Source organism: Leptospira barantonii (assembly GCF_002811925.1).
Classification (GTDB): Bacteria; Spirochaetota; Leptospiria; order Leptospirales; family Leptospiraceae; genus Leptospira; species Leptospira barantonii.
Map to the genome: position 1 here is coordinate 118,350 of NZ_NPDS01000008.1, position 20,455 is coordinate 138,804.

Annotated in this window: 14 protein-coding genes and 2 pseudogenes; 6 read left to right on the top strand and 10 right to left on the bottom strand. The window is 44.1% G+C overall.

All coding sequences use genetic code 11. The features are described 5' to 3' along the window. From CH367_RS17115 to CH367_RS17155, 8 genes are all read right to left on the bottom strand, one after another. Entirely contained in the window at positions 1 to 198 is a 198-nt protein-coding gene (locus CH367_RS17115; RefSeq protein WP_010574850.1) for a hypothetical protein, read from the bottom strand. A 49-nt stretch (positions 199 to 247) separates the two neighbouring features. Further along, positions 248 to 967, bottom strand: a complete 720-nt coding sequence (locus CH367_RS17120; RefSeq protein ID WP_425268866.1) for a SprT-like domain-containing protein — start codon at positions 965 to 967, stop codon at positions 248 to 250. A gap of 35 nt (positions 968 to 1,002) precedes the next feature. Next, a complete protein-coding gene (locus CH367_RS17125; protein ID WP_100763713.1) occupies positions 1,003 to 3,000 on the bottom strand; it encodes an ATP-dependent helicase in 1,998 nt (665 codons plus the stop codon). A 20-nt stretch (positions 3,001 to 3,020) separates the two neighbouring features. After that, positions 3,021 to 3,491, bottom strand: a complete 471-nt coding sequence (locus CH367_RS17130; protein ID WP_100763714.1) for an FKBP-type peptidyl-prolyl cis-trans isomerase — start codon at positions 3,489 to 3,491, stop codon at positions 3,021 to 3,023. 120 nt (positions 3,492 to 3,611) lie between these two features. Then, on the bottom strand, positions 3,612 to 3,956 hold the full coding sequence (locus tag CH367_RS17135) for an LIC14007 family protein (protein WP_100763715.1): 345 nt from the start codon (positions 3,954 to 3,956) through the stop codon (positions 3,612 to 3,614). A 251-nt stretch (positions 3,957 to 4,207) separates the two neighbouring features. Then, the gene (locus CH367_RS17140; protein ID WP_100763716.1) at positions 4,208 to 6,634 is read right to left on the bottom strand and encodes a SpoIIE family protein phosphatase; all 2,427 of its coding nucleotides are present in this window, start codon (positions 6,632 to 6,634) and stop codon (positions 4,208 to 4,210) included. Between the two features lie 95 nt (positions 6,635 to 6,729). Continuing rightward, entirely contained in the window at positions 6,730 to 8,745 is a 2,016-nt protein-coding gene (locus CH367_RS17145; RefSeq protein WP_100763717.1) for an oxidoreductase, read from the bottom strand. Between the two features lie 409 nt (positions 8,746 to 9,154). Then, positions 9,155 to 10,741, bottom strand: a complete 1,587-nt coding sequence (locus tag CH367_RS17155; protein WP_100763844.1) for a 2-isopropylmalate synthase — start codon at positions 10,739 to 10,741, stop codon at positions 9,155 to 9,157. Positions 10,742 to 10,779: 38 nt separating this feature from the next. On the opposite strand from CH367_RS17155, the gene CH367_RS17160 reads away from it, so the two are divergent. Then, positions 10,780 to 11,109: a hypothetical protein gene (locus CH367_RS17160; RefSeq protein ID WP_100763719.1), complete on the top strand. Its 330-nt coding sequence runs from the start codon at positions 10,780 to 10,782 to the stop codon at positions 11,107 to 11,109. A gap of 85 nt (positions 11,110 to 11,194) precedes the next feature. Here the strand turns inward: CH367_RS17160 and CH367_RS17165 are convergent, their stop codons facing one another. Then, the gene (locus CH367_RS17165) at positions 11,195 to 11,902 is read right to left on the bottom strand and encodes a queuosine precursor transporter (protein WP_100763720.1); all 708 of its coding nucleotides are present in this window, start codon (positions 11,900 to 11,902) and stop codon (positions 11,195 to 11,197) included. A gap of 162 nt (positions 11,903 to 12,064) precedes the next feature. On the opposite strand from CH367_RS17165, the gene CH367_RS17170 reads away from it, so the two are divergent. From CH367_RS17170 to CH367_RS21185, 3 genes and pseudogenes are all read left to right on the top strand, one after another. Further along, on the top strand, positions 12,065 to 13,702 hold the full coding sequence (locus tag CH367_RS17170) for a glycosyl hydrolase family 18 protein (protein WP_100763721.1): 1,638 nt from the start codon (positions 12,065 to 12,067) through the stop codon (positions 13,700 to 13,702). Beyond that, a pseudogene (locus CH367_RS21180) lies at positions 13,683 to 14,307 on the top strand (L-threonylcarbamoyladenylate synthase); the annotation flags it as partial. The gene CH367_RS17170 and the pseudogene CH367_RS21180, both read left to right, overlap by 20 nt. A gap of 80 nt (positions 14,308 to 14,387) precedes the next feature. Then, a pseudogene (locus CH367_RS21185) lies at positions 14,388 to 14,687 on the top strand (Sua5 family C-terminal domain-containing protein); the annotation flags it as partial. 7 nt (positions 14,688 to 14,694) lie between these two features. Here CH367_RS21185 and sppA read toward each other — a convergent pair. Further along, positions 14,695 to 16,449 carry a signal peptide peptidase SppA gene (sppA, locus tag CH367_RS17180; RefSeq protein WP_100763723.1) on the bottom strand — a complete coding sequence of 585 codons (1,755 nt, stop codon included), beginning with the start codon at positions 16,447 to 16,449 and terminating at the stop codon, positions 14,695 to 14,697. A gap of 109 nt (positions 16,450 to 16,558) precedes the next feature. Here sppA and uvrA point away from each other — a divergent pair, with 109 nt between their 5' ends. Continuing rightward, positions 16,559 to 19,405, top strand: coding sequence for an excinuclease ABC subunit UvrA (gene uvrA / locus CH367_RS17185; RefSeq protein ID WP_100763724.1), 2,847 nt, complete (start codon positions 16,559 to 16,561; stop codon positions 19,403 to 19,405). Then, a complete protein-coding gene (locus CH367_RS17190; protein ID WP_100763725.1) occupies positions 19,402 to 20,454 on the top strand; it encodes an acyl-CoA dehydrogenase family protein in 1,053 nt (350 codons plus the stop codon). Before uvrA ends, CH367_RS17190 begins: the two co-directional genes overlap by 4 nt. Position 20,455 lies beyond the last annotated feature (1 nt).

Genomic DNA, 20,455 nt, shown 5'->3' on the forward strand with positions numbered 1-20,455 from the left:
TCATCCCGCCTGCGAAAATTTCCGTTCTATCTTTTTTAAAATTTCGGTGATTGCCTGAACATATCCGTCGTAGACTCCGCGGTCGTATTCGCCGAGAGAACGGTAATTCAAACTTTGCATTTCTTTTAGGTGGTTTCTCAATTCGTCGTCCACGTAGTTTTTACGAATATAAAGAGTTTCAAATACTTTCGGATGCATCGTTTCCCTCTTTTTTCGAATATAAAAGAATCAGAAAATTCAAAATAGTTCAAGTATGTAAAATCATCGTTTGATGGAATTTGGACTTCAACCAAACGTTCGCTTTTTTGTAATCCGGAAATTTCTTTTCAAAGTTTTTGAATTCCGTCCCGTGAATGACGTTTCTTCCCCGTTTTCTCGTAACCGGAAAATAAACGTGGAGCAATTCATGAAAGACGATATATTCCAAAACAAAGTCGGGAACATACTCAAGGGATAGGATCGGATTGATCACGATCATTCTATGAACCGGATCGTAGTGACCGAGTCTCGTTTTTGATTTCGACTTTCCCCAAAAAATTTCCAGATCGCCCAGATCGATTTTCAGGTAAGAATCATTCAGCCTTTCCAGAATTGCTCGAAGCCCCGCGTTTTGAAGGGGAGAACGTTCGATTCTCTTTCGGTTTTTGTCGGCTCGATTCTTTCGGTCGTTTTGACTTTCGTAGAATTTTCGGATCGTCGCGTCCAGATTTTCCGGAACGGGTTTTTTCAAAAGTTTGTATAAAAGCAAATCGATCACGGCTTGCAATTCTTGCGGTTCCGCTTTTAAGTAGGAAGAATGGATTTTAAACTCCAATTTGCCGGAGGAAATCCGGATGGAACTTCCTAAGTTCGAATAGGGAAAAAACTTCACACCGATCTTTTTACCGGAGAGAATTTTACCTCCGGAGAGTTTCAGAAAATCGAATATTCTATTTTGAATATACGGTTCCACGGAGGATTCTTCGATGTTTTCGTCGCGTCTTTGAAATGCGTAGACCACGATCAATTTCCGAAATAATCCTGGATTCTGGAAAAGGAATCGTTCGCGGTTTTAGAGGGAGATCCCTGTGCCGCGAAAGAATCCTTGGATGCGGATTTGCCCGATATTAGTTTTAGCTCATATACTTTTTCGGGGGATTGTATCTCGCTCAAAAATCGGGAAAGTTTCGTATAATACGGACCGGATCTGGACTGCGCAAGAGAAGGCCTGGTTAGAAACAACTCCTTTCTGGCTCTTGTGATCGCCACATAAAATAGTCTTCTTTCTTCTTCCGTATCCGTGTTTTTATTCGATGGAAAAACCCCTTCGGTCGCGTTTAAGACGAAAACGACGTCGAACTCGAGTCCTTTTGCCGAATGAACCGTAGAAAGATTGAGTTGATCCGATTCGGAATTGTCCGGTTTGATCTTGTCCAAACTTAAGGAAGCATGATCCATCGTAAGATCCGATAAGAAAGCGCTTAAAGAATCGTATTTTAGAGCGAATCCCAAAACGGAATCCAAGTCTTCGGATCTTCGTTTGTAATCGTCGTAATTTTTTTCCAAAAGAACACGATAGTAATCGATAAAGTCCGCGGTTACATTCTTGACTTCGGCGTCTGTTTCCTTGTGTTTCCGATAGAGGTTGAGAAGGGGAGAAAGATATTTTCCGATCGCACCTCCGGTTTCCTCGGAAAGAACTTCGAAAGAACCCGAACTTATCCGAATTTTCTCCAAAAGATCATTCGATTTTGCGTTTCCGATTCCGGGAATCAGCTTTAGAACTCGAATCCAAGAAACCGAATCCAATGGATTCAAAAGAATTTTTAAAAAAGAAAGCAGGTCCTTGATATGCGCGGTTTCTATGAATTTTCTTCCGCCGAATTTCACGAATGGAATATTCCGTTTTGCTAAAACGAGTTCTAGCTGATTCGAATTCCATCCGGCTCGGAAAAGGACGCACATTTTATGAAACGAAATACCTTCCTCTTTTTTTTGCAAAAGAATATCCGCAATTCCTTCCGCTTCCTCGAGCTCGTCCGTAAACTGAAGAACCGCGGGGACGGGACCGTTTTCGTTATCCGTAAAAAGATATTTATCGTATTTTTCCGCGAAGTTATGAAGAACCGCGTTCGCAAGATTTAAAATCGCGGGTGTACTTCTGTAATTCTTTTCCAAAAAGACGGTCTTAGTATTTGCAAATATTTTAGGGAAATCTAATATCCCACGAACCGACGCGCCTCGAAACGTATAGATACATTGAGCGTCGTCTCCGACCACCATTAGGTTGGAATGTTCGGAAGCAAGAAGACACGCGATATGAGCCTGGATCTTATTCGTGTCCTGAAACTCGTCCACCATCACGAATCTGTATTTTTGGGAAAGTGTGTTTCGAACTCCCGGATGTTTGGAAAGTAGATCTTTCGTAAAATAAAGAAGATCGTCGTAATCGAGAAGGGAACGTTCGTTTTTGTAGATTCTAAAATCCTCGAAGATCGTGTTTATATCGTCGAACCTTTGGATAAACTGAGGATAATCTTTTTCTAATATGGATTGTAGAGTTTTTCCGGTATTTTGAATTTCTCCGTGAATGGAAACTAACGTTTCGTTGGAGGGAAATCTGGATTTTGTTTTCCCGAAATCTTTTTCGTTTCTTAGAAATTGAAAGACGTCCAAAGAGTCCGCTTCGTCCAGAATCGTAAAGTCCGAGGAAATCCCGAGAACCGGACCGAATTTTCGGAGCACTCCACTACAAAAGGAATGAAAGGTTCCACCTTGTACATCCGCACATTTGGAATCTCCGATCGAAGAGGCCCGCAAAATCATTTCTCTTGCGGCTTTGCGCGTAAACGTTAAAAGTAGAATGGAAGAGGCTGGAATTCCAGAGGAAACGAGATGAGCCAAACGGCTGACGATGGTTTTGGTTTTTCCGGTTCCGGCGCCCGCTAAAACGAGCACCGGTCCCTCCTGGGTAAGGACCGCTTCTAATTGAGCTGGATTTAATTCTTCCTTCCAGGACATGAATGAATCAGAATCGATTCTCAGTGATGGTGGTGACCACCTTCTCCGTGAACGTGTCCGTGTGAAATTTCCTCGTCGGTTGCTTCGCGGATTTCGGTAAGCTCCACGTCGAAAACAAGATTCACTCCTGCGAGAGGATGATTTCCATCGACGATGACCGAGTCTTCTTGAAGTTCGGTGATCGTAAAAACTTTATCCGGTTCGTCGGTTTGGAACATCATTCCAACTTGAAGATCTTCGTTCGGAGGAAACTGACCTCTGGGTACGTCGAAAATCAGATCGGGATCCTTGAGACCGTATGCATTCTCCGCGGAAACATTGATCTTTTTCTTTTCTCCAGTTCCCATCTTTTTCATTTCATCTTCCAGACCGGAAATGATATGACCCACACCTTCCAAATAAGAAAGGGGCGCCTTTCCTTCGGAAGAATCGATCAGGTTGCCTTCCGTGTCGTGAAGGGTGTAATGAAACGTAATCACTCTGGTTTTCATGGATATCTCCAAATAAGAATAAATTCAAAATTCTGGCAGGAATCGGTTTGAGAAAAATACCGGAATCTAAGTACTTTTCAGGGTAAATTCAGCTCGGTTTAACTCAATCAGAATTTTATTCTAGAATTTGGAATCGTAATGAAAATCCAGTTTGGCTTGTTCGTGTTCTCTCAAAAAAGTTTCGATTCGATTGGACAAAAAGAACCAAGACTCTTGTAAGAATGTTTCGTGAAACCTCGCCGAGAATTGAAGGTAACTGCTTTCGGCAAGTTTTGAATCTCCGGTATGATCCAGAAGAAGATTGTATGAGATGAGTAGAACATTTTTCTCAAGGCTGTAAGCCAGGGAAGTTTCCAAAACCTTTTGGGGTTCTTGAATCGGCATCTTTCGTTTCAGTCCGTTTTTCGTGACGAACAAGGGAGGTTGATCCAATTTTGAACTGATCGCGCCCGAATAGATCTTCATATTTCTTTATTTTCCCACCGACTAAAATTCCGGGGCAGAATCCAAAACCGATCCGAAAGACAGGATTCGGATTCTACTCCGGCAAACGAGCTGGCATTGAAAGATAACCGGAAGGCCGAAGATTTAGGAGACTAGGGTTCCCGGATTCATCCTTATTTACAAAGTGCTCGAATCTTCGCCAAAGAATGAATTAACTATGACTAATATATTTATTTTGAAACAATTTCAACAATAAATTCTTTTTATGACGCTTAAACCGCTTTTTTTCCGGAACCGAAGTCCTGAATGGTAATATCGAGGTTTTCGAGTCGGAAATAGGTTTTTATCCGGGGAGAATCCTTAGTGCCCTGCAAGTCGAACCCGTCCATTCTCAAAAGAATCTTTTCGGAGAAAAATCGGATCAGTTTGAAGTTTTGAGATTTCTTAGCGAGGAGCAAAACCATTCTCGCGAGTTTCAGATCTCCCGGTCTTAAAAGGGATGCGCGGGCGTATTGGAAACAGGCCTTTTGATATTCTTCCCTTTGAAAGAATTCGTTTCCTTGTCGGATGAGCATTCTACATCGGGAAAGTTCCTCGTCGAAATTCGTTTTCGATTCCGTTTGAATTTTTAGAAAACTCAGATCGTCGCTCAATTCTCCGATCTGAAGAATTTCGTTTTCGAGTTTGTCCAAGTCCGGAACTTCTTTTTCGACCAGGCCGAAAAACAAGGTCGGCTCCGAGGATTTTTGTCTTTGGGAAGAATACAATGAATCTTGAATGTATAAATCCTCTCTTCCGTCCGAACCGTAGAGGATCGTATCGCCGGGCAAAAGTTTAAAGTGTTCGATCTTTACTTTGAGATCGGAATCTGGAAAACCGATCTTTCTCTGCACCTCGTTTTCGCGAAGATAACCCGCTTTTCCGTTTCGAACAAGAACGATCGGAGGATGTTCGCAGTTTAGAAAGAATAAATCCCCGCTCGAAATTCTATATAAGGAAAGAATTCCGGAAACCAACATACTTCCGTCGAAGGATTCAAAAACGGCCTGTAGATTTCTATAAAGAAGAAAAAGCCAATTCTCTGGATTTCTAAATTCGTAATCGGGAGTTTGCAGAAAGCTTTTAACGATGGAACAAAAGATCAAAGCGCCGCTTGCTCCTTGTAAGGATTTTCCCATCGCGTCGGCGTTGATCAATACTCGATATTCGATTCCCGAGATAAGAACGGTTTCGTTTAAAACCACGTCGCCACCGATCTCGTAGGATCGATTCTTAAATTGAAAGTTCTTAAACTGTTTTCTATGAATTTCGATCCGGGTGGAATCGGTTTTATAATTTTTGGAAAGAAACGGCTGAAAGAGAAGTGTGATCAGAAAGTAATCTCCGTCCTGTTGTTCTTTGAGTTGTTTGATTTCTTCCAGCGTCGAGGAAAGTTTTTCGGTTCGATTCCGAATCGCGGTTTCCAATACGCGATTCCAGGATTTGAGTTTCTCTTTCATTCGTAAGAATCTGTCCGCGAGAATTAACGTGAGAAATCCGAGGAATCCACAAACTCCCAAACCGGAAAGACGGATCATTTTGAACATTCCTCGTTGGGAAAGAACGTCGCTTCCCACACAAATCAGCAAAAACAAAATTCCGAAAAGAATCATCTTGGATTCGAAACTTTTCCGAAGATTCGGGATCAGAGTTCTCAAACTTAAGAATACAAAACCGATCCAAGAAATCTGTAGAACATAACGATTGATTTGATCCATTCTCAGAACCGATTCGGAAAAAAGGATCCAAACGAGCGCGACGCCGATAACGATTTCCAGAGAAGAATGAAGTTTTGTTTTCGCCTTTCGAAACAAAGAGTTTAAAAATCTGCAAAACAACGGAAACAAAAACGCAAGAAACGAATATTCGATTTTTTTTAAGTGGAGAATCCTCCAGCCGCTGAAGTATTTCAGCTCGGAAAGCGAAATTTGAAACAACGCGAAAAAGATCAGAAAAAGGGCGAAGTAAAAATTCTCTTCCCATTTCCTTTCTCGAACGGAAAGAAACAAAAAGAAAACTCCCACGAGTAAGAATGAAACGAAAACCAAAAGTCCGCCGATTTCCCCCAGATAAAACCGTTTCCAGACTTCGGAAGAAGAGCCGATTCCAACCGAACCCGATAGAATTCCGAATTCGTAATCGAAGTACGGCTTAACGAACACCAATATTTCATTGTTTACGAATATTCTATTTTTTGAAATTTCATAAATCCGAGTCCGATCATACCCTTGAGGAATTGAGTTTTCGTATTCCGGAAAGAATTCTTCCCGAAGTTTTTCTCCGTTCCAAAATGCGATTCCTCGATCGGAAATTTTTCCCAAGGATAGGCTCAAAGAAGAATCTTCCGGATGTAAAAGTTCGATTCTTTTTCGAAACAGAAGATTTACTTTGCCTCGAAGAGCGGAACCCTTTGTATGAAGATCCACAAACTGCTTGAGATTGGAAGGAATCAAAACCGGCTTCCAGAAAGAGGGATCTAACTCGCGAATTTGTTCGATGTTTAGGTCGGATCGTAAGGTTGTAAAATCCGTGTAGATTTCCCAGGTTCCCGAAAGGTCTTGGAAGTTGGAAGACTGAAATTCTTGCGTCGAAGGTCGAGGATTGGTCCCGCAGTGGAGGGCGACAAGGATGGAAAGTACAAAGAAAGTTTTTGAGAACAATACATTCTCCTCCTAACGCGTACGGTTCCGCGCGTCGTCAGAGGAGAATGTTTACGCCGTAAAAACTTCGAATCTCGTTTCGAAAATTCGAAGTTTTAGTTCACTCCGATCGAAATGGCGGCTTCAAAACCTTCCAACATCGCACGTTTTGCGTCGATCCCAGATGCGTCTTTGGCTCCGCCGATCAAATGCGCTGGAATGCCCGGAGATTTCGTTTTGAATTCTTCGTAAAGAGAAACCTCGCTCAGTTGTCCCGCGCAGAGAATGATGGAGTCGCACTCGATCGTAACCGGGCCGTCTTTTTTCGTTTCTACGACAAGACCCTTGTCCGTAACTTCCTTGTAGTTGAGTGAAGTATAAAATCCGACTTCTTTGGACTCGAGCTCTTGGAGCAAGGCCCAAGCGGTAGTCGCTCCTAAACCGGAACCGATTTTGCCCGATCTTCGGAAGATGGAAACCTTTCTCTCCGGTTTTTCCGGACGGATCTTTGCTTCGGTATAAGAGGTTACGTTGTAACGGTGAAAGTAAGAATCGATCGTAGGCGCTTCTTCTTCCGTAAGTTTGTGAGCTACGTCGCAACCGATTCCTCCGCCTCCGATGATCGCCACCTTATCATTGTTACCCGGTTTGAACTTTCCGGAAAGATAATCGGCATAGGATGCGGTTTTCTTTTTTTCGATTCCTGGAAGGGAGAATTCTCTCGGTTTAACCCCGGTTGCAAAGATAACCGCGTCCGGTTTTAAGGCGAGAATGCTAGCGAGCGTGGCCTGATGACCGAACTGAATATCAACTCCAAGATTTTTCAGTTCGTTTTTGAAATAACGAATCGTTTCGAAAAATTCGGACTTACCCGGAATTTGCGCCGCGAGGTTGAGTTGTCCTCCGATTTTATCGGTTGCTTCGAGAACCGTTACCTTATGACCTCGGATCGCGCTGATTCTCGCAGACTCAAGTCCTCCCGGACCGGAACCCACAACCACAACGTGTTTTTTATCCGCGTTTTTGAGTTTGCTGATTTCGAGTTCTCTGTTTGCGGAAGGGTTCACCAAACAAGAAACCATCTGTTCTTTGAACGTATGATCCAAACAAGCTTGGTTGCACGCGATACAAGTATTGATTCTTTCTTCTTGATCGGCTTTGATCTTATTTAAAATATCCGGGTCCGCTAAAAAGGGACGAGCCATACTCAGAACGTCCGCTTCGTGATCCTTTAAAATTCTGGACATGGTTTCCGGCATATTGACTCGGTTGGATGCAATGATCGGAATGTCTTTGACTCTTGCTTTGATCTTTCCGGAAATTTTCGCCCAAGCCCCTCTCGGCACGAGCATGGAAATGGTGGGAATTCTAGATTCGTGCCAACCGATTCCTATGTTGAGGGCGTCCGCGCCTTCCGCTTTCAATCTTTCGGCGAGAGCGATCACTTCCTCGAAAGTAGGATTGCCTGGAATCAAGTCGATGCCGGACATACGATACACGACCGGAAAATCCTTACCGACTTTTTTACGAACGTTCTTCATCACTTCGGTGGCAAAGTTCATTCTCTTTTCGGGAGTTCCTCCGAAAAAATCGTCTCTTTGGTTGGTCACGCCAGAGAAGAATTGATTCACCAAATAACCTTCGCTTCCCATCACTTCCACTGCGCCGAAACCGACTTCTTTTGCTTTGAGAGCGGAGTCGCCGAAGTCTTCGATGGTTCTCCAAGCTTCTTCTTCGGAAAGTGCCTTTGGAATAAAACGATTGATCGGTGCGCGTAACGCGGACGGTGCAACAAGTTCGCGGTGATACGCGTATCTTCCCGCGTGAAAGAGTTGAGCGCAAAAAACTCCTTTGGGTTTGAGCGCGTTTGCAACGATGGAAAGCTCCTTACAGTCTTCTTCTTTTTGAAAGTTGAAGAATATGTTCGAACCCTTTCCTTCGTGATTGACCGAGATTCCTCCCGTGGTAATAAAACTTGCGCCTCCGTCGAAACGTCTTCCGTAGAACGCGATCATTCTTTCCGCGGTCATCGGCATTCCTTCGAGTCCTAAGTGCATCGAACCCATAATGACTCTGTTCGGAAGCGTAACGGAACCGATTTGAATCGGCTCAAAAATCTCAGAATATTTCATAACAAACCTTTTTATTGGAGAATCTCTCCATTCTACCTTGAAAATCGATCCATATCCGGGCAAGAGAATTATTTAGGGATCGTTACAATGAACGGGCGATTCGTTTTTGTCTTCCGACTAGGCTTTGTGTGGCTTTTTGGAGACGAATTCTGATTTGATATCCAACAAATTGCCGAACCTTGTTCGTTTGAAGTGGATAGAACGGAAGAATTCAGTGAAACAAAATACTGGACGTTCGCAGGTTCTTACAGGTTCGTCAGGACTTGTTTGCTTGGCGTGTGGAATCTATGACGCGTGTACGTTCTCGAATGTTTTACAGACTTCGAGAACGTTATCAGAGGAGCGACAAGTCGCGCGGCATTGGAACCATGGGTTCAAAAAGAATTCAAAATTAGAATATTCTAAACTATTAAAGTCGATTCAGAGCGGAAATGTAAGCTCTGGAACAGGCTTCGATGATGTCCGTGGAACTTCCTTTTCCGACCACTCTTTCTCCCTTGTATTCCAAGGTGACCGAAGCTTCCGCCATCGCGTCCTGTCCTTCGGTTACGGGAGAAATTACAAGTCTGGAAACCTCGGGATCCATGCCGGTAGTTTTTTGAATCGCCTTATAGATCGCGTCGACCGGACCGTCGCCGGTGGAAGATTCTTCCCTGACATGACCGTCGACCGAAATTCTCACGCCCGCAGTGGGCGTACTTTTGGTTCCTGTGGAAACTGTAAAACCTTCGAGTTGATAACGGTCCCCGGTTGACTTTCTGGTTTCTTCGGAGAAGAGGGCGCGGATGTCCTCGTCGTAGATTTCCTTTTTACGATCGGCGATGTCTAAAAATCTTTGATAAGCGGCTTCGAGTTCTTCCGCTTGCGGAGTAAAACCCAACTTTACGATTCTATCCTTAAATCCTGCGCGACCGCTGTGTCTTCCGAGAACCATTCGATTCGAGGAAAGTCCTACGGTTTCGGGTTTCATGATCTCGTAGGTTTCTCTGTGTTTGATCACACCGTCTTGATGAATTCCGGATTCGTGTGCGAACGCGTTGGCTCCCACAATTGCCTTGTTCGGTTGAACGAGCATTCCCGTAATGGTTTTTACGAGATAAGAAGCGCGGGCGATCTCTTCGGTTTTTATCTGCGTTTGAATTCCAAGCGTATCTTTTCTGGTTCGCATCGCCATCACAACTTCTTCCATCGCTGTGTTGCCGGCTCTTTCGCCGATTCCGTTGATCGTACATTCGATCTGACGAGCGCCGTTTTGAACTGCGGCTAAAGAATTTGCCGTCGCAAGTCCTAAGTCGTTGTGACAATGCGCGGAGAAGATCGCTTTGTTTGCGCCTTTTACGTTTGTGATTAAGAATTTAAACAGATTCCCGTATTCCGCCGGAGTTGTATAACCGACCGTGTCCGGAATATTGATCGTGGTCGCACCGGCTTCGATTACCGCTTCACAGAGTTCACGGAGAAACTCGGGTTCGCTTCTCGTAGCGTCTTCGGGGGAAAATTCAACGTCGTCCACGAACTGTCTGCAGAGAGTGACGGCTTCGATCGCCATCTTTAAAACTTCTTTGGGTTCCTTTCCGAGTTTGTATTTCATGTGAATCGGAGAGGATGCGATGAATGTATGAATTCTTCTTTTTTTTGCGGGTTGAAGCGCCTTTGATGCGGATTCGATATCGGCCTTCATCGCTCTTGCGAGCGCGGCGATGATCGGACCCTCGGTTTCTCGGGCGATTCTTTCCACCGCTTGGAATTGAACGGGGGATGAAACCGGAAATCCGGCCTCGATGATGTCCACCTTCATCGTGGCAAGTTGAGCGGCGATCTCCAACTTTTCGTTTTCGGTCATCGCGGCTCCGGGGCATTGTTCCCCGTCTCTCAGAGTCGTATCAAATATGCGAACGTAGTCTTCCTGATCTGTTGCCATGTGATTCTCGCAAAAAATTCTTCTTCCAGTTTTTTGAGTTTTACTCTTTAGACAACCAATTAAACGAAGAAGAATCCGCATTCTTCCCAATGGAATCGGGCCTTTATCCAAACATGATCCAATTTTACGCGGCCAATTTTCAATCCACGGATTGTTCCGTTTCGGCGAATCTTTACAAAGAACTTTTCGGTCTGGAAATTCAAAGCAGTTCCCAAAACCATTCCGAACTTTCCCAGGCCAATCGGGGAATTTTAATCTTCAGTAAAGAATCTAAAAAATGCCCGGTCAGTCCCGGAACTCTTACGTTTCGAATTTCTAAGGGAGAATGGGAATCTTTGAAAACCGATTTGCTTTCCAGGGGATTTTCCCTGGAGGTTCAAGATTTTCAATATGCTTCCGTTTTCGATCCTTGGAAGAATCGAATCTGGTTTTATTTCGAGTGAGTTGAAACTCGTTCGCTCTTGCCGTTTGATGAATGGATCGTGTGAGGCGCTTTATTCGTCTTCGCCGAGGATCTACGCGAACATTTCAGCCAGGAGAAAGCGGTTCCGTATCGGATCGTCCATCCTTCATTGCGGATTCGATCATGGTTTCCGCTTCTTCACCCAAATACCAATCGATCGCTTTGTGCGCTCCGTAGATCAGAGGAGTGATCGCGATGGCAACCCCGCATTTGTAGATAAAGTTGTTCGTCGAAATTTGATTCAGTTCCTGCCAGCTGAGATTTCCGCCACCCAGGGCTATATAAATGACAACAAAAGAATCTACGAGTTGTGAAACGATCGTAGATCCTGTCGCACGCAACCAGATATATTTGTTCTTGGTTTTAACTCGTAAAAAGTGAAAGATCTGGATATCGATCAACTGCCCGATCAAATACGCCACGATCGAACCCACGATCACCTTTCCGGAGTTTCCAAAAACCACGTTGAAGGAATGATCGTCTACGGGAGAATTCTTCGCCGCAGGAATGGACATGTCCAACATCAGAAGAAAGTAGGCAACAAAGATCATTACCATTCCCACGAGGGTGGTAAAACGAACTCCCTTTCTACCATAGTACTCGTTCAGTAAGTCCGTTACGATAAACGTGACCGGAAACGGAATCACACCCATCGTAAGAGTGAAACCGAAAGAGACAAAAAGTTTAGAACCTGTCACTTCGGCGAGAATCAAGAAAGTAAGAAAGAATGCGTTTAAGGTGATAAATAATTTCAGAGATTTGGAAAGAGGCATAAGCAGTTTTTTTCGCTCACCCCTCGAATTCGTCAACTTGTAAAAAGAACCATTTGACAGTCTCTACCCCTGTAAATCTCTGGAAGTGGATCCCAAAATCATCGAGTTAGGAAACTTCTTTATTTTCTTACGTTTCGATTCGATAATTAGACAGTAACACCGATGGCACACGAACAAGAAGACAAACACAATATCCCCGAAGGTTTGATAAAACCCGTTCCTTTTCAGAAAGTTTCCGAACCTAAGAATAAGTTCTTATTCTATTCCTTAACTTGGTTTTTATTATCCGCACTTTCCTTTTCCTTAGGGATCAACCTTCTCAAAAAGGGAGATTCCAATCCTACGGGGGAAAACGTTCGTACGAGTTCCGTCGGGATCATGGACGGAATCAAAAATCTATTCTTCATCGATAAAACGGACGGAAGCGCAAAGCCGGACGATTCCGCTTCCAAAGCGGAAGATTCTTCCCAAGAATCCAAATCGAGTTTCTTTTCTTTCGGCGGAGATATGCCTGAAGCAACGCTTCTTCCGAAAGCGGACGACAACACAACGTTCCGCGCGTCTACTTGGTTTTCCGATTACGAAGCGATGAAAAAAACGGTTCATCTCTACAACGAGATTCATCCGTTCATCTACGGAATGAAGGGAAGAGATACGAACAACGGAGATCTTTATTCCAGCTGGGGAAGCACTCAAAAACACGAACGTGTCGCCGAACTTCGCAAACTCAATCCGAACGTAAAGATCATTCCTACGATTTTTCGCTGGGAAAATAAATACGAAAAAATCTCAGAGAACATCGGGATGAACGGTCGCAACGATATTCGCGATCGTCACATGGCGAACATTCTTCATGAAGTCGATACTTACGGTTACGACGGGATCGACATCGACTACGAAGGAATGAGTTGCGAGAAAAAAGAGAAGTTCGAAGAGTTCATCGTCATTCTTTCCAAAGAAATTCACAAACGCGGTAAAATTCTTTCCGTTGCGGTTCACCCAAAAACTCCCGCTAAAAAAGAAACGATGAAAGCCTGCAAGGGTTTGAAAGAAAAGATCAAGATGGATTACGCGGAAAACTGGAGAGGGCCTATGACGCACGACTACGCCTTCCTCGCAAAATACGCGGATCGCATTAAGATTATGGCATATGAATTGCATCCTCGTAAATACAGAAACCCGGGACCGGGACCGCAGGCTCCGAACATCTGGATCAAAAGTATCATCGAATATGCGAAAGCGAGAGTTCCTTCCCGTCAACTTTATATGGCGATTCCTACTTACGGATACGATTGGGCTTTGAATTGTAACGCGAAGATCAAGTCCGTTTATTATCAGGACGCGGTTCGTAAAAAGGATTTGGGAATTCACAGACAACCGACTAACATCGATCAGATTCTTGCGAATACGAAAGGTTCCGATTCTTGGACCAATCTTTCCAAGTTCTCCTGGGTTCACACCGGAAAAACATACGAAGATCCGAGCATCTGGTATAAATCGGAAGGTTGCGACCGCGTTGCGTTTTATATGAACCGCAAAGCCTTCGAAGATAAAATGAGCCTTTTGAGAAAATACGATCTCGGCGGTTTTTCATTCTGGCAGTTGATCAGCGACAACGATCCGGGAATCAACGATTATCTAGAATTATTAGTTTCTAATAAACTTCCACCTGTGGAAAAAATAAAAGAGCCAGTAAAAGATCCGAATGCTCCGGCGCCGGAAACTCAACAATCGGCTCCCGAAGAAGCGAAGGCGGATCGCCAACATCATTCGGAGAAACTTGCCAGAAAACAAGGTTAACACACTCGTTACCGACTCTCCTCAAGAAGCGGCGAAAATTCTGCTTCGAGGAGGGCTTGTCGTTTTTCCTACAGAAACCGTCTACGGAATCGGAGCCTCCGCCTTCGATCACAAAGCTTGCAGAAGAATCTACGAAGTTAAGAATCGCCCGTCCGACAATCCTCTCATCCTTCACGTTGAAAATCTTTCTTCTCTGAGAATTTGCGGCGAAGTAAACAAAGAGGGCGAACTTGTGTTTCAGAAATTTTCTCCGGGACCGATCACCGGAATTTTTCCGAAACGCAATCGGGATCTTTTTACCGCCGATTTGAATACGGTTGCGGTTCGAATTCCTTCCAATCCTACCGCGAGGGAGTTTTTGGAATCTTGCGGAGTTCCGGTCGCGGCTCCTTCCGCCAATCTTTCCGGAAAACCGTCCTTAACAAAAATGGAATATGTTTTGGATGAATTCAAAGGTAAGGTGGATTGTATTCTTACGGGTGTGGAACCCAAGATCGGAATCGAATCCACGGTGATCGACTTTACTTCCGATGTTCCGATTCTTCTTCGTCCGGGTTTTGTAGATCGAAATCAACTTTTGGAAATTCTTCCCGATTTAAAGGGACTTGAATCCTTTAGCGGATTCGGCGAAAACACAAAATCCGATGTTTCGAAATCGAAGAACATAACTGATTCGACTTCTATGTATGTTGCCCCGATCAGCCCGGGACTCAAATACAGACACTACGCTCCTCAGTGCAAAGTCGTATTAAAGGATTCGTTAAACGGAATTCCAAAAGAATACGCTCAGATCGGTTTTGAGATAGAATCCGAGTCCGCGTATTCCGTCCTCGTTTCAAACAACGAGGAATACATGAAATCCATCTATTCGTTTTTTGTGGAATGTGATCGGAAAAATATCGCTGAGGCCTGGTGTCAAATTCCTAAGGACGAAAACGGAAAAGAGGCGCTCCTCAATCGAATTGTAAAAGCCGCCTCTAAGTAAAAATTCTTTATCCTTGTTTCCAAAACGGAGATTGAAGTATAAATTCCGCTTCCGCAAATCGAAACTTCTTACGAAGCGGGTCCGCGATTTCGGCTGACGCGGATCGAATCTCTTCCGAAAAAACGGAAGCTAAATCTGTACCGAGTCGATTTGATAAAAATCCGGGTCGTAAAGACTTTAGAAAACTTTGAAACGTAAATAGAGTAGGCAAGTATCGAAGTTGAACCTTTTCGGTTTTTAATTCCTGTTTGATGTCTTCCAGCATTCCTAAAAAGTCGGTGATCGAATCGATCATCTTGTCTTTTAAAAATTGGCTCGAAGTAAAAACTCTTCCCTGACCGAATCGTTTGTCCAATGTGTTGACCTCGATCTTACGCGCATCGGAAACCCGTTTGTAAAAAAGTCCTTCGGAATCCTGGATTTCCTGTTCCATCAATTTTTTCGATTCCGGATGGATCGGTCCGTACTCGGATAAGATATCCCTGTATTTGTAAAAGCCGACTCGGTCCTTCGTTACACCGAGTTTGGTGTAGAGATTTTTCATATCCAAACGAAGGGAAATACTTCCGATGCTTCCCACGATTCCATAGGGAGAAGCGTAGATCTTGGAAGCTCCACAGGAAAGATAATATCCTCCGCTTGCGGAAACGTTTTGAACATACGCATAAACCGGTTTTTTCTTTTGTAACTTTCGGATTTCCTGATAGAGAAGTTCGGAAACGAACGCGGAACCGCCGGGAGAATCCACTTCCAAAACCACGGCCTTCACGGAAGGTTCGTCTCTGAGTTCTTTCAGCGCGGATTTTACGGAATGATAGGAGATCCCATCGGTTTTACCTTCTCCTTTTCCGATCGTATCGTGATGAATGTTTCCTTTCAAAGGAAGAACGGCGACGATGGGTTCTCTTCCCGGAAGAAGTTTAAAATTTCTTAATTTAGCAAAACGGTATAAAGATGAAAAACTCAATTCTTTTGTGATCGGCTTTAGATCCTTCTCGTCGTTTTCGTAATGAGCGTATAGAAAATTCTCCCTAAAATCCTCTTCGTGCAAAAAACCCGTGATGAATTTTCTTTCCTTCAACGTTTTCGCGGATAAAAAAGGTTCCGCAAAATTTTTGAGCCCAAAGCCCGTATAACGTTTGAACAGGGATTCCAAGTCGTCCGTCATTTGTTTGAGTAGCGCGTTTAAATTCTCCCTTGCCTTGGGTGAAAAGCCGTCTCTTTGAAACGATTCCCCAAAGGATTTATAAGGTCCGCTTTGAAAGGTTTCCACCTTCACTCCCCATTTTTTTCCAGCGTTTCCAAAAAAGAAAGATTCCGCAGAAGGCAGAACGGGAAAAAATTCGGAAGCTTCCGAACTCAAACGTTGGTCGCAAACACCGAGTAAGAATAAGGATTTCAGTCCGCCCGTCAGAGCGAAGCCGTCGAGTTTTACTCCGGATTCTTTGAGAATCTGCAATCGTTCCGCGATGCTCAACGTTTCTCCGAAACCGTACTCGGGTTGTTGGATCAGAATCGAAATTTTTTCAAGATTCGGAATCTGAGAAAGGAGTTTGAGTTCGAGTAAAAAATCCGTGAAAAAAACATCGTCGTCCTTGGACGAAAGAAGTCTCATAAAGAAAGATTTGCGGTAGTTCGAAAACTCGGACGGAATTTCCAAGAAATAGTGATTGCCTCGAAAAAATCGAAATCGAAACCAACGGATGCTGTGAAAGATCAGACGAAACGGATACGATAGGATTTTGATAAGATTTCGAAACATTGCGCCAGTTTAAGGACCGGATTCCTTCTGAAAAAGAAGAATTTCATTTAGGAAAAAAGTTTTCAGATTTTAGTACGCCATAAATCCTAAAAAGTGAGAGGGTATTTCATTGCAGGAAATTCGGATTCGAGGAGCGAGAGAGCATAACCTTAAGAATATCAACGTGGATATTCCGAGGGACAAACTCGTTGTCATTACTGGTTTATCGGGTTCCGGCAAATCTTCACTCGCTTTTGATACGATCTACGCGGAAGGTCAAAGAAGGTATGTGGAAAGTTTATCCGCATACGCCAGACAATTCCTGGGTCAGATGGAAAAACCCGATTTGGATCTGATCGAGGGTCTTTCTCCCGCGATTTCCATCGAACAAAAAACGACTCATAGAAACCCGAGATCCACCGTCGGAACAGTTACCGAAATCTACGACTATCTCAGACTTTTATACGCGCGTGTCGGAAAACCGCATTGTCCCGAATGTGGAACTCCGATTCAATCCATGTCCATCGATCAGATCACCGCGCGGGTTCTTGCGTTTCCGCAAGGAACCAAACTTCAAATTCTCGCTCCCGTAATCGCGGGAAAAAAAGGGGAACACAAAGACGTTCTCGAAAAGATCCGCAAAGACGGTTTCAATCGGGTGAGAATCAACGGTGAAATCCGTACCCTCGACGAGGAAATCGTACTCAAGAAAAATTTTAAAACCTCCATCGAGATCGTCGTCGATCGAATCGTGATGAAGGATGGAATCCGAAGCAGACTCGCCGATTCCGTGGAAACCGCTCTCAAACAATCCGAAGGACTCGTGATTTTGGACGACGGTTCCAAGGATCACATTCTTTCTCAGAAGATGGCCTGTCCGAACGGACACGATATCGGATTTACCGTACTTTCACCGAGAATGTTCTCATTCAATTCTCCTTATGGAGCCTGCGAGACCTGCGACGGTCTCGGAAGTTTGTTGGAGTTCGACGAAGATCTTTTGGTGAACGATCCGGAACTTTCTTTGGTCGACGGTTGTATCGAGGCCTGGGCGGGTTCCAAGAGCAACGGCTTTTGGTTTATGGCGACTCTGAAGTCCTTATCCGATTCATTAAAGTTCAAGATGAACACACCTTGGAAGGATCTCCCCGAAAAAACGAGACAAACGGTTCTTTACGGAGATAAGAAAATAAAAATCGAATACGATTTTAGAGGTGCGAACTCTCATTACGAATTCACGAAAGAATACGAGGGCGTAATTCCGAATCTTCAGAGAAGATATAAGGAAACCAAATCGGATTCCATGCGTCAGTGGTTCGAATCGTATATGACGAATCATCCGTGTCCTTCTTGTAAGGGCAAACGTCTAAAACGGGAAAGTCTTTCCGTAAAGGTGCATAACGTTCCCGTGGACGAATTCACTTCGTATTCCATTGAAAAGGCTTTGAACTTTGTACAAAATCTTAAAGTCACCGGATCCGAAGAAGTCATCGCAAAACCGATTCTAAAGGAAATTCATCAGAGACTTTCCTTTTTAAACGATGTCGGAGTCGGTTATCTCACCATGGAAAGAAGCGCGGGTTCCTTATCGGGTGGAGAAGCGCAAAGAATCCGTCTCGCGACTCAGATCGGATCTAGACTGATGGGAGTTCTTTACATTCTCGACGAACCTTCCATCGGTTTGCATCAGAGAGACAATACTAAGCTGATTTCCACTCTTAAAAATCTGAGAGATCTCGGCAATACCGTGTTAGTCGTAGAACACGATCACGAAACCATGGAAGAATCGGATTGGTTGATCGACATGGGACCGGGAGCTGGAGTTCACGGAGGTTCGGTTGTTTGTGCCGGAACTCCGACCGAAGTAGCCAATCATAAAAATTCTCTGACCGGAAAATATCTTTCGGGAAGATTGAGCGTTCCGATTCCTGCGAAACTCAGGGATGGAAACGGAAATCAGCTCCAGATCGTCGGAGCGAAGGAAAACAATCTCAAGAACATAGACGTAAACCTTCCGCTTGGAAAGTTAGTCGTCATTACGGGGGTTTCCGGTTCCGGTAAATCTACCTTGATCAACGACATTCTTTACAACGCCGCGGCTCACAAGGTTATGAAGATGAAAACCTTGGCTGGTAAACACAAGACGATCAAAGGTTTTGAAAACATAGATAAGATCATCAACATCGATCAATCGCCGATCGGAAGAACTCCTCGTTCCAACCCAGCAACTTATACCGGACTGTTTACTCCGATTCGGGAAATGTTCGCAAATCTGGAAGAAGCAAAGTTGCGGGGTTACGGTCCTGGTAGATTCAGCTTTAACGTAAGCGGCGGAAGATGCGAAACCTGCGAAGGCGACGGTATTCTCAAGATAGAAATGCACTTTTTACCGGACGTTTACGTGACCTGCGAGGTCTGCAAAGGAAAACGATACAACCAAGAAACATTAGAAGTTCGTTATAAAGGGAAGAATATATTCGACGTCCTCGAAATGACCGTAGAAGACGCGAACGACTTTTTCGAAAACATCCCGATCGTAAAACGAAAACTCGAAACTCTTTTGGAAGTCGGTCTCGGTTATATACGACTCGGTCAACCGGCGACCACATTCTCGGGCGGAGAAGCGCAAAGAATCAAACTCGCCACGGAACTTTCCAAACGCCCCACCGGAAAAACGTTGTATATCCTGGACGAACCTACGACCGGGCTTCACTTCGAAGACGTTAGACACCTTTCCGAGGTTCTTCACACTCTTGTCGATCGTGGAAATTCCATGATCGTGATCGAACACAACTTGGACGTAATCAAACAAGCGGACTGGATCGTGGACATGGGACCCGAAGGCGGAGACGGAGGCGGTCTTGTCATCGCGGAAGGAACTCCGAAAGACGTTTCAAAAATAAAAAATTCCTATACGGGTCAATATCTTAAGAAAGTCTTTGCTTCCGATAAGAAAAAGTTGGTCGAGGTATTATGAGTCTGAAGGAATTCTTAACTTCCGTTCCCAAGGAAGAATTCAGAAGCGTATTTAAAAACGCACTTCCGTATTTGGTGGAAGAGGGTTACTTTCAAGCCATCGCCGGAGGCTCGTTCGAAGAGTTTCATAAAAAAATCTATCAACTCGGTTCCTATCCGAGAGGAATCGGACTCGGAATCGCGATTATGGCTCAGACGAACGTCGCGGGAAAAATTTTAAAATTCGTTTCCGAAGGTTTCGTAAACGAAAGAGAAAACAATCCGATTCCGAATAAAAAAGAAGCGATTGAAATCGGTTCCCAACTCTTGGCCGAAGTCGCTTCCGGAAAAAATATCGTTTCGATGGGCGTCAGCGAATCCGGTTGGAAGGGAAGAATCTCGAACATCCGCACGAGTTACAAAATCGAAAACGATCGTATCATCCTGGATCTTTCCAAATCCTTTTTGACGAACGGAGCGAATTGTAACGGATTTTTAGTCGTGGCAAAGTCTCCGCAAGAGACATTCGACGTGATCTATTTGGATCGAAACGTTCCAGGATTGGAGATAGAAATTTTCGATCTGGACTACGCAAAAGAAGCCACTCATTGCAGGTTAAAAGGCGAATCCATTTCTCTTCCGTCGAAGAATCTGATCTTTTTGAATTATCACGGTTGGGCTCCCGAAATCCATCTTTCCGAAATGTTGTCGGCCTCCGCTCTTTTTTGCGGTTACGTGGAGCTCATTCTAAAAACCCTTTTGCGCGAGAAAAAGGACTCCATGGACTCGAGAATCGTCGGAAACATATTAGACATTCAGCAATTATTATATTCTAAAATACTGGAACTTTCGCGAAGAAAGGACACCGATCCAGATTTTAGAATCGACGAAAATCATCCCTACGGTTACGAAACCGCCCTAGATTTGATTTATTCTTGGCTTACGGATTTGGTGAGCGGAGTGGAATTATCGAATCTATTTCCGGATATCGGTTTGTTTTATTCGATTCATCCCGGCAAAACCCCAATCTATCAAAAGAATATTCTAAGAAAGATTCGATCTTTGCGCTGAT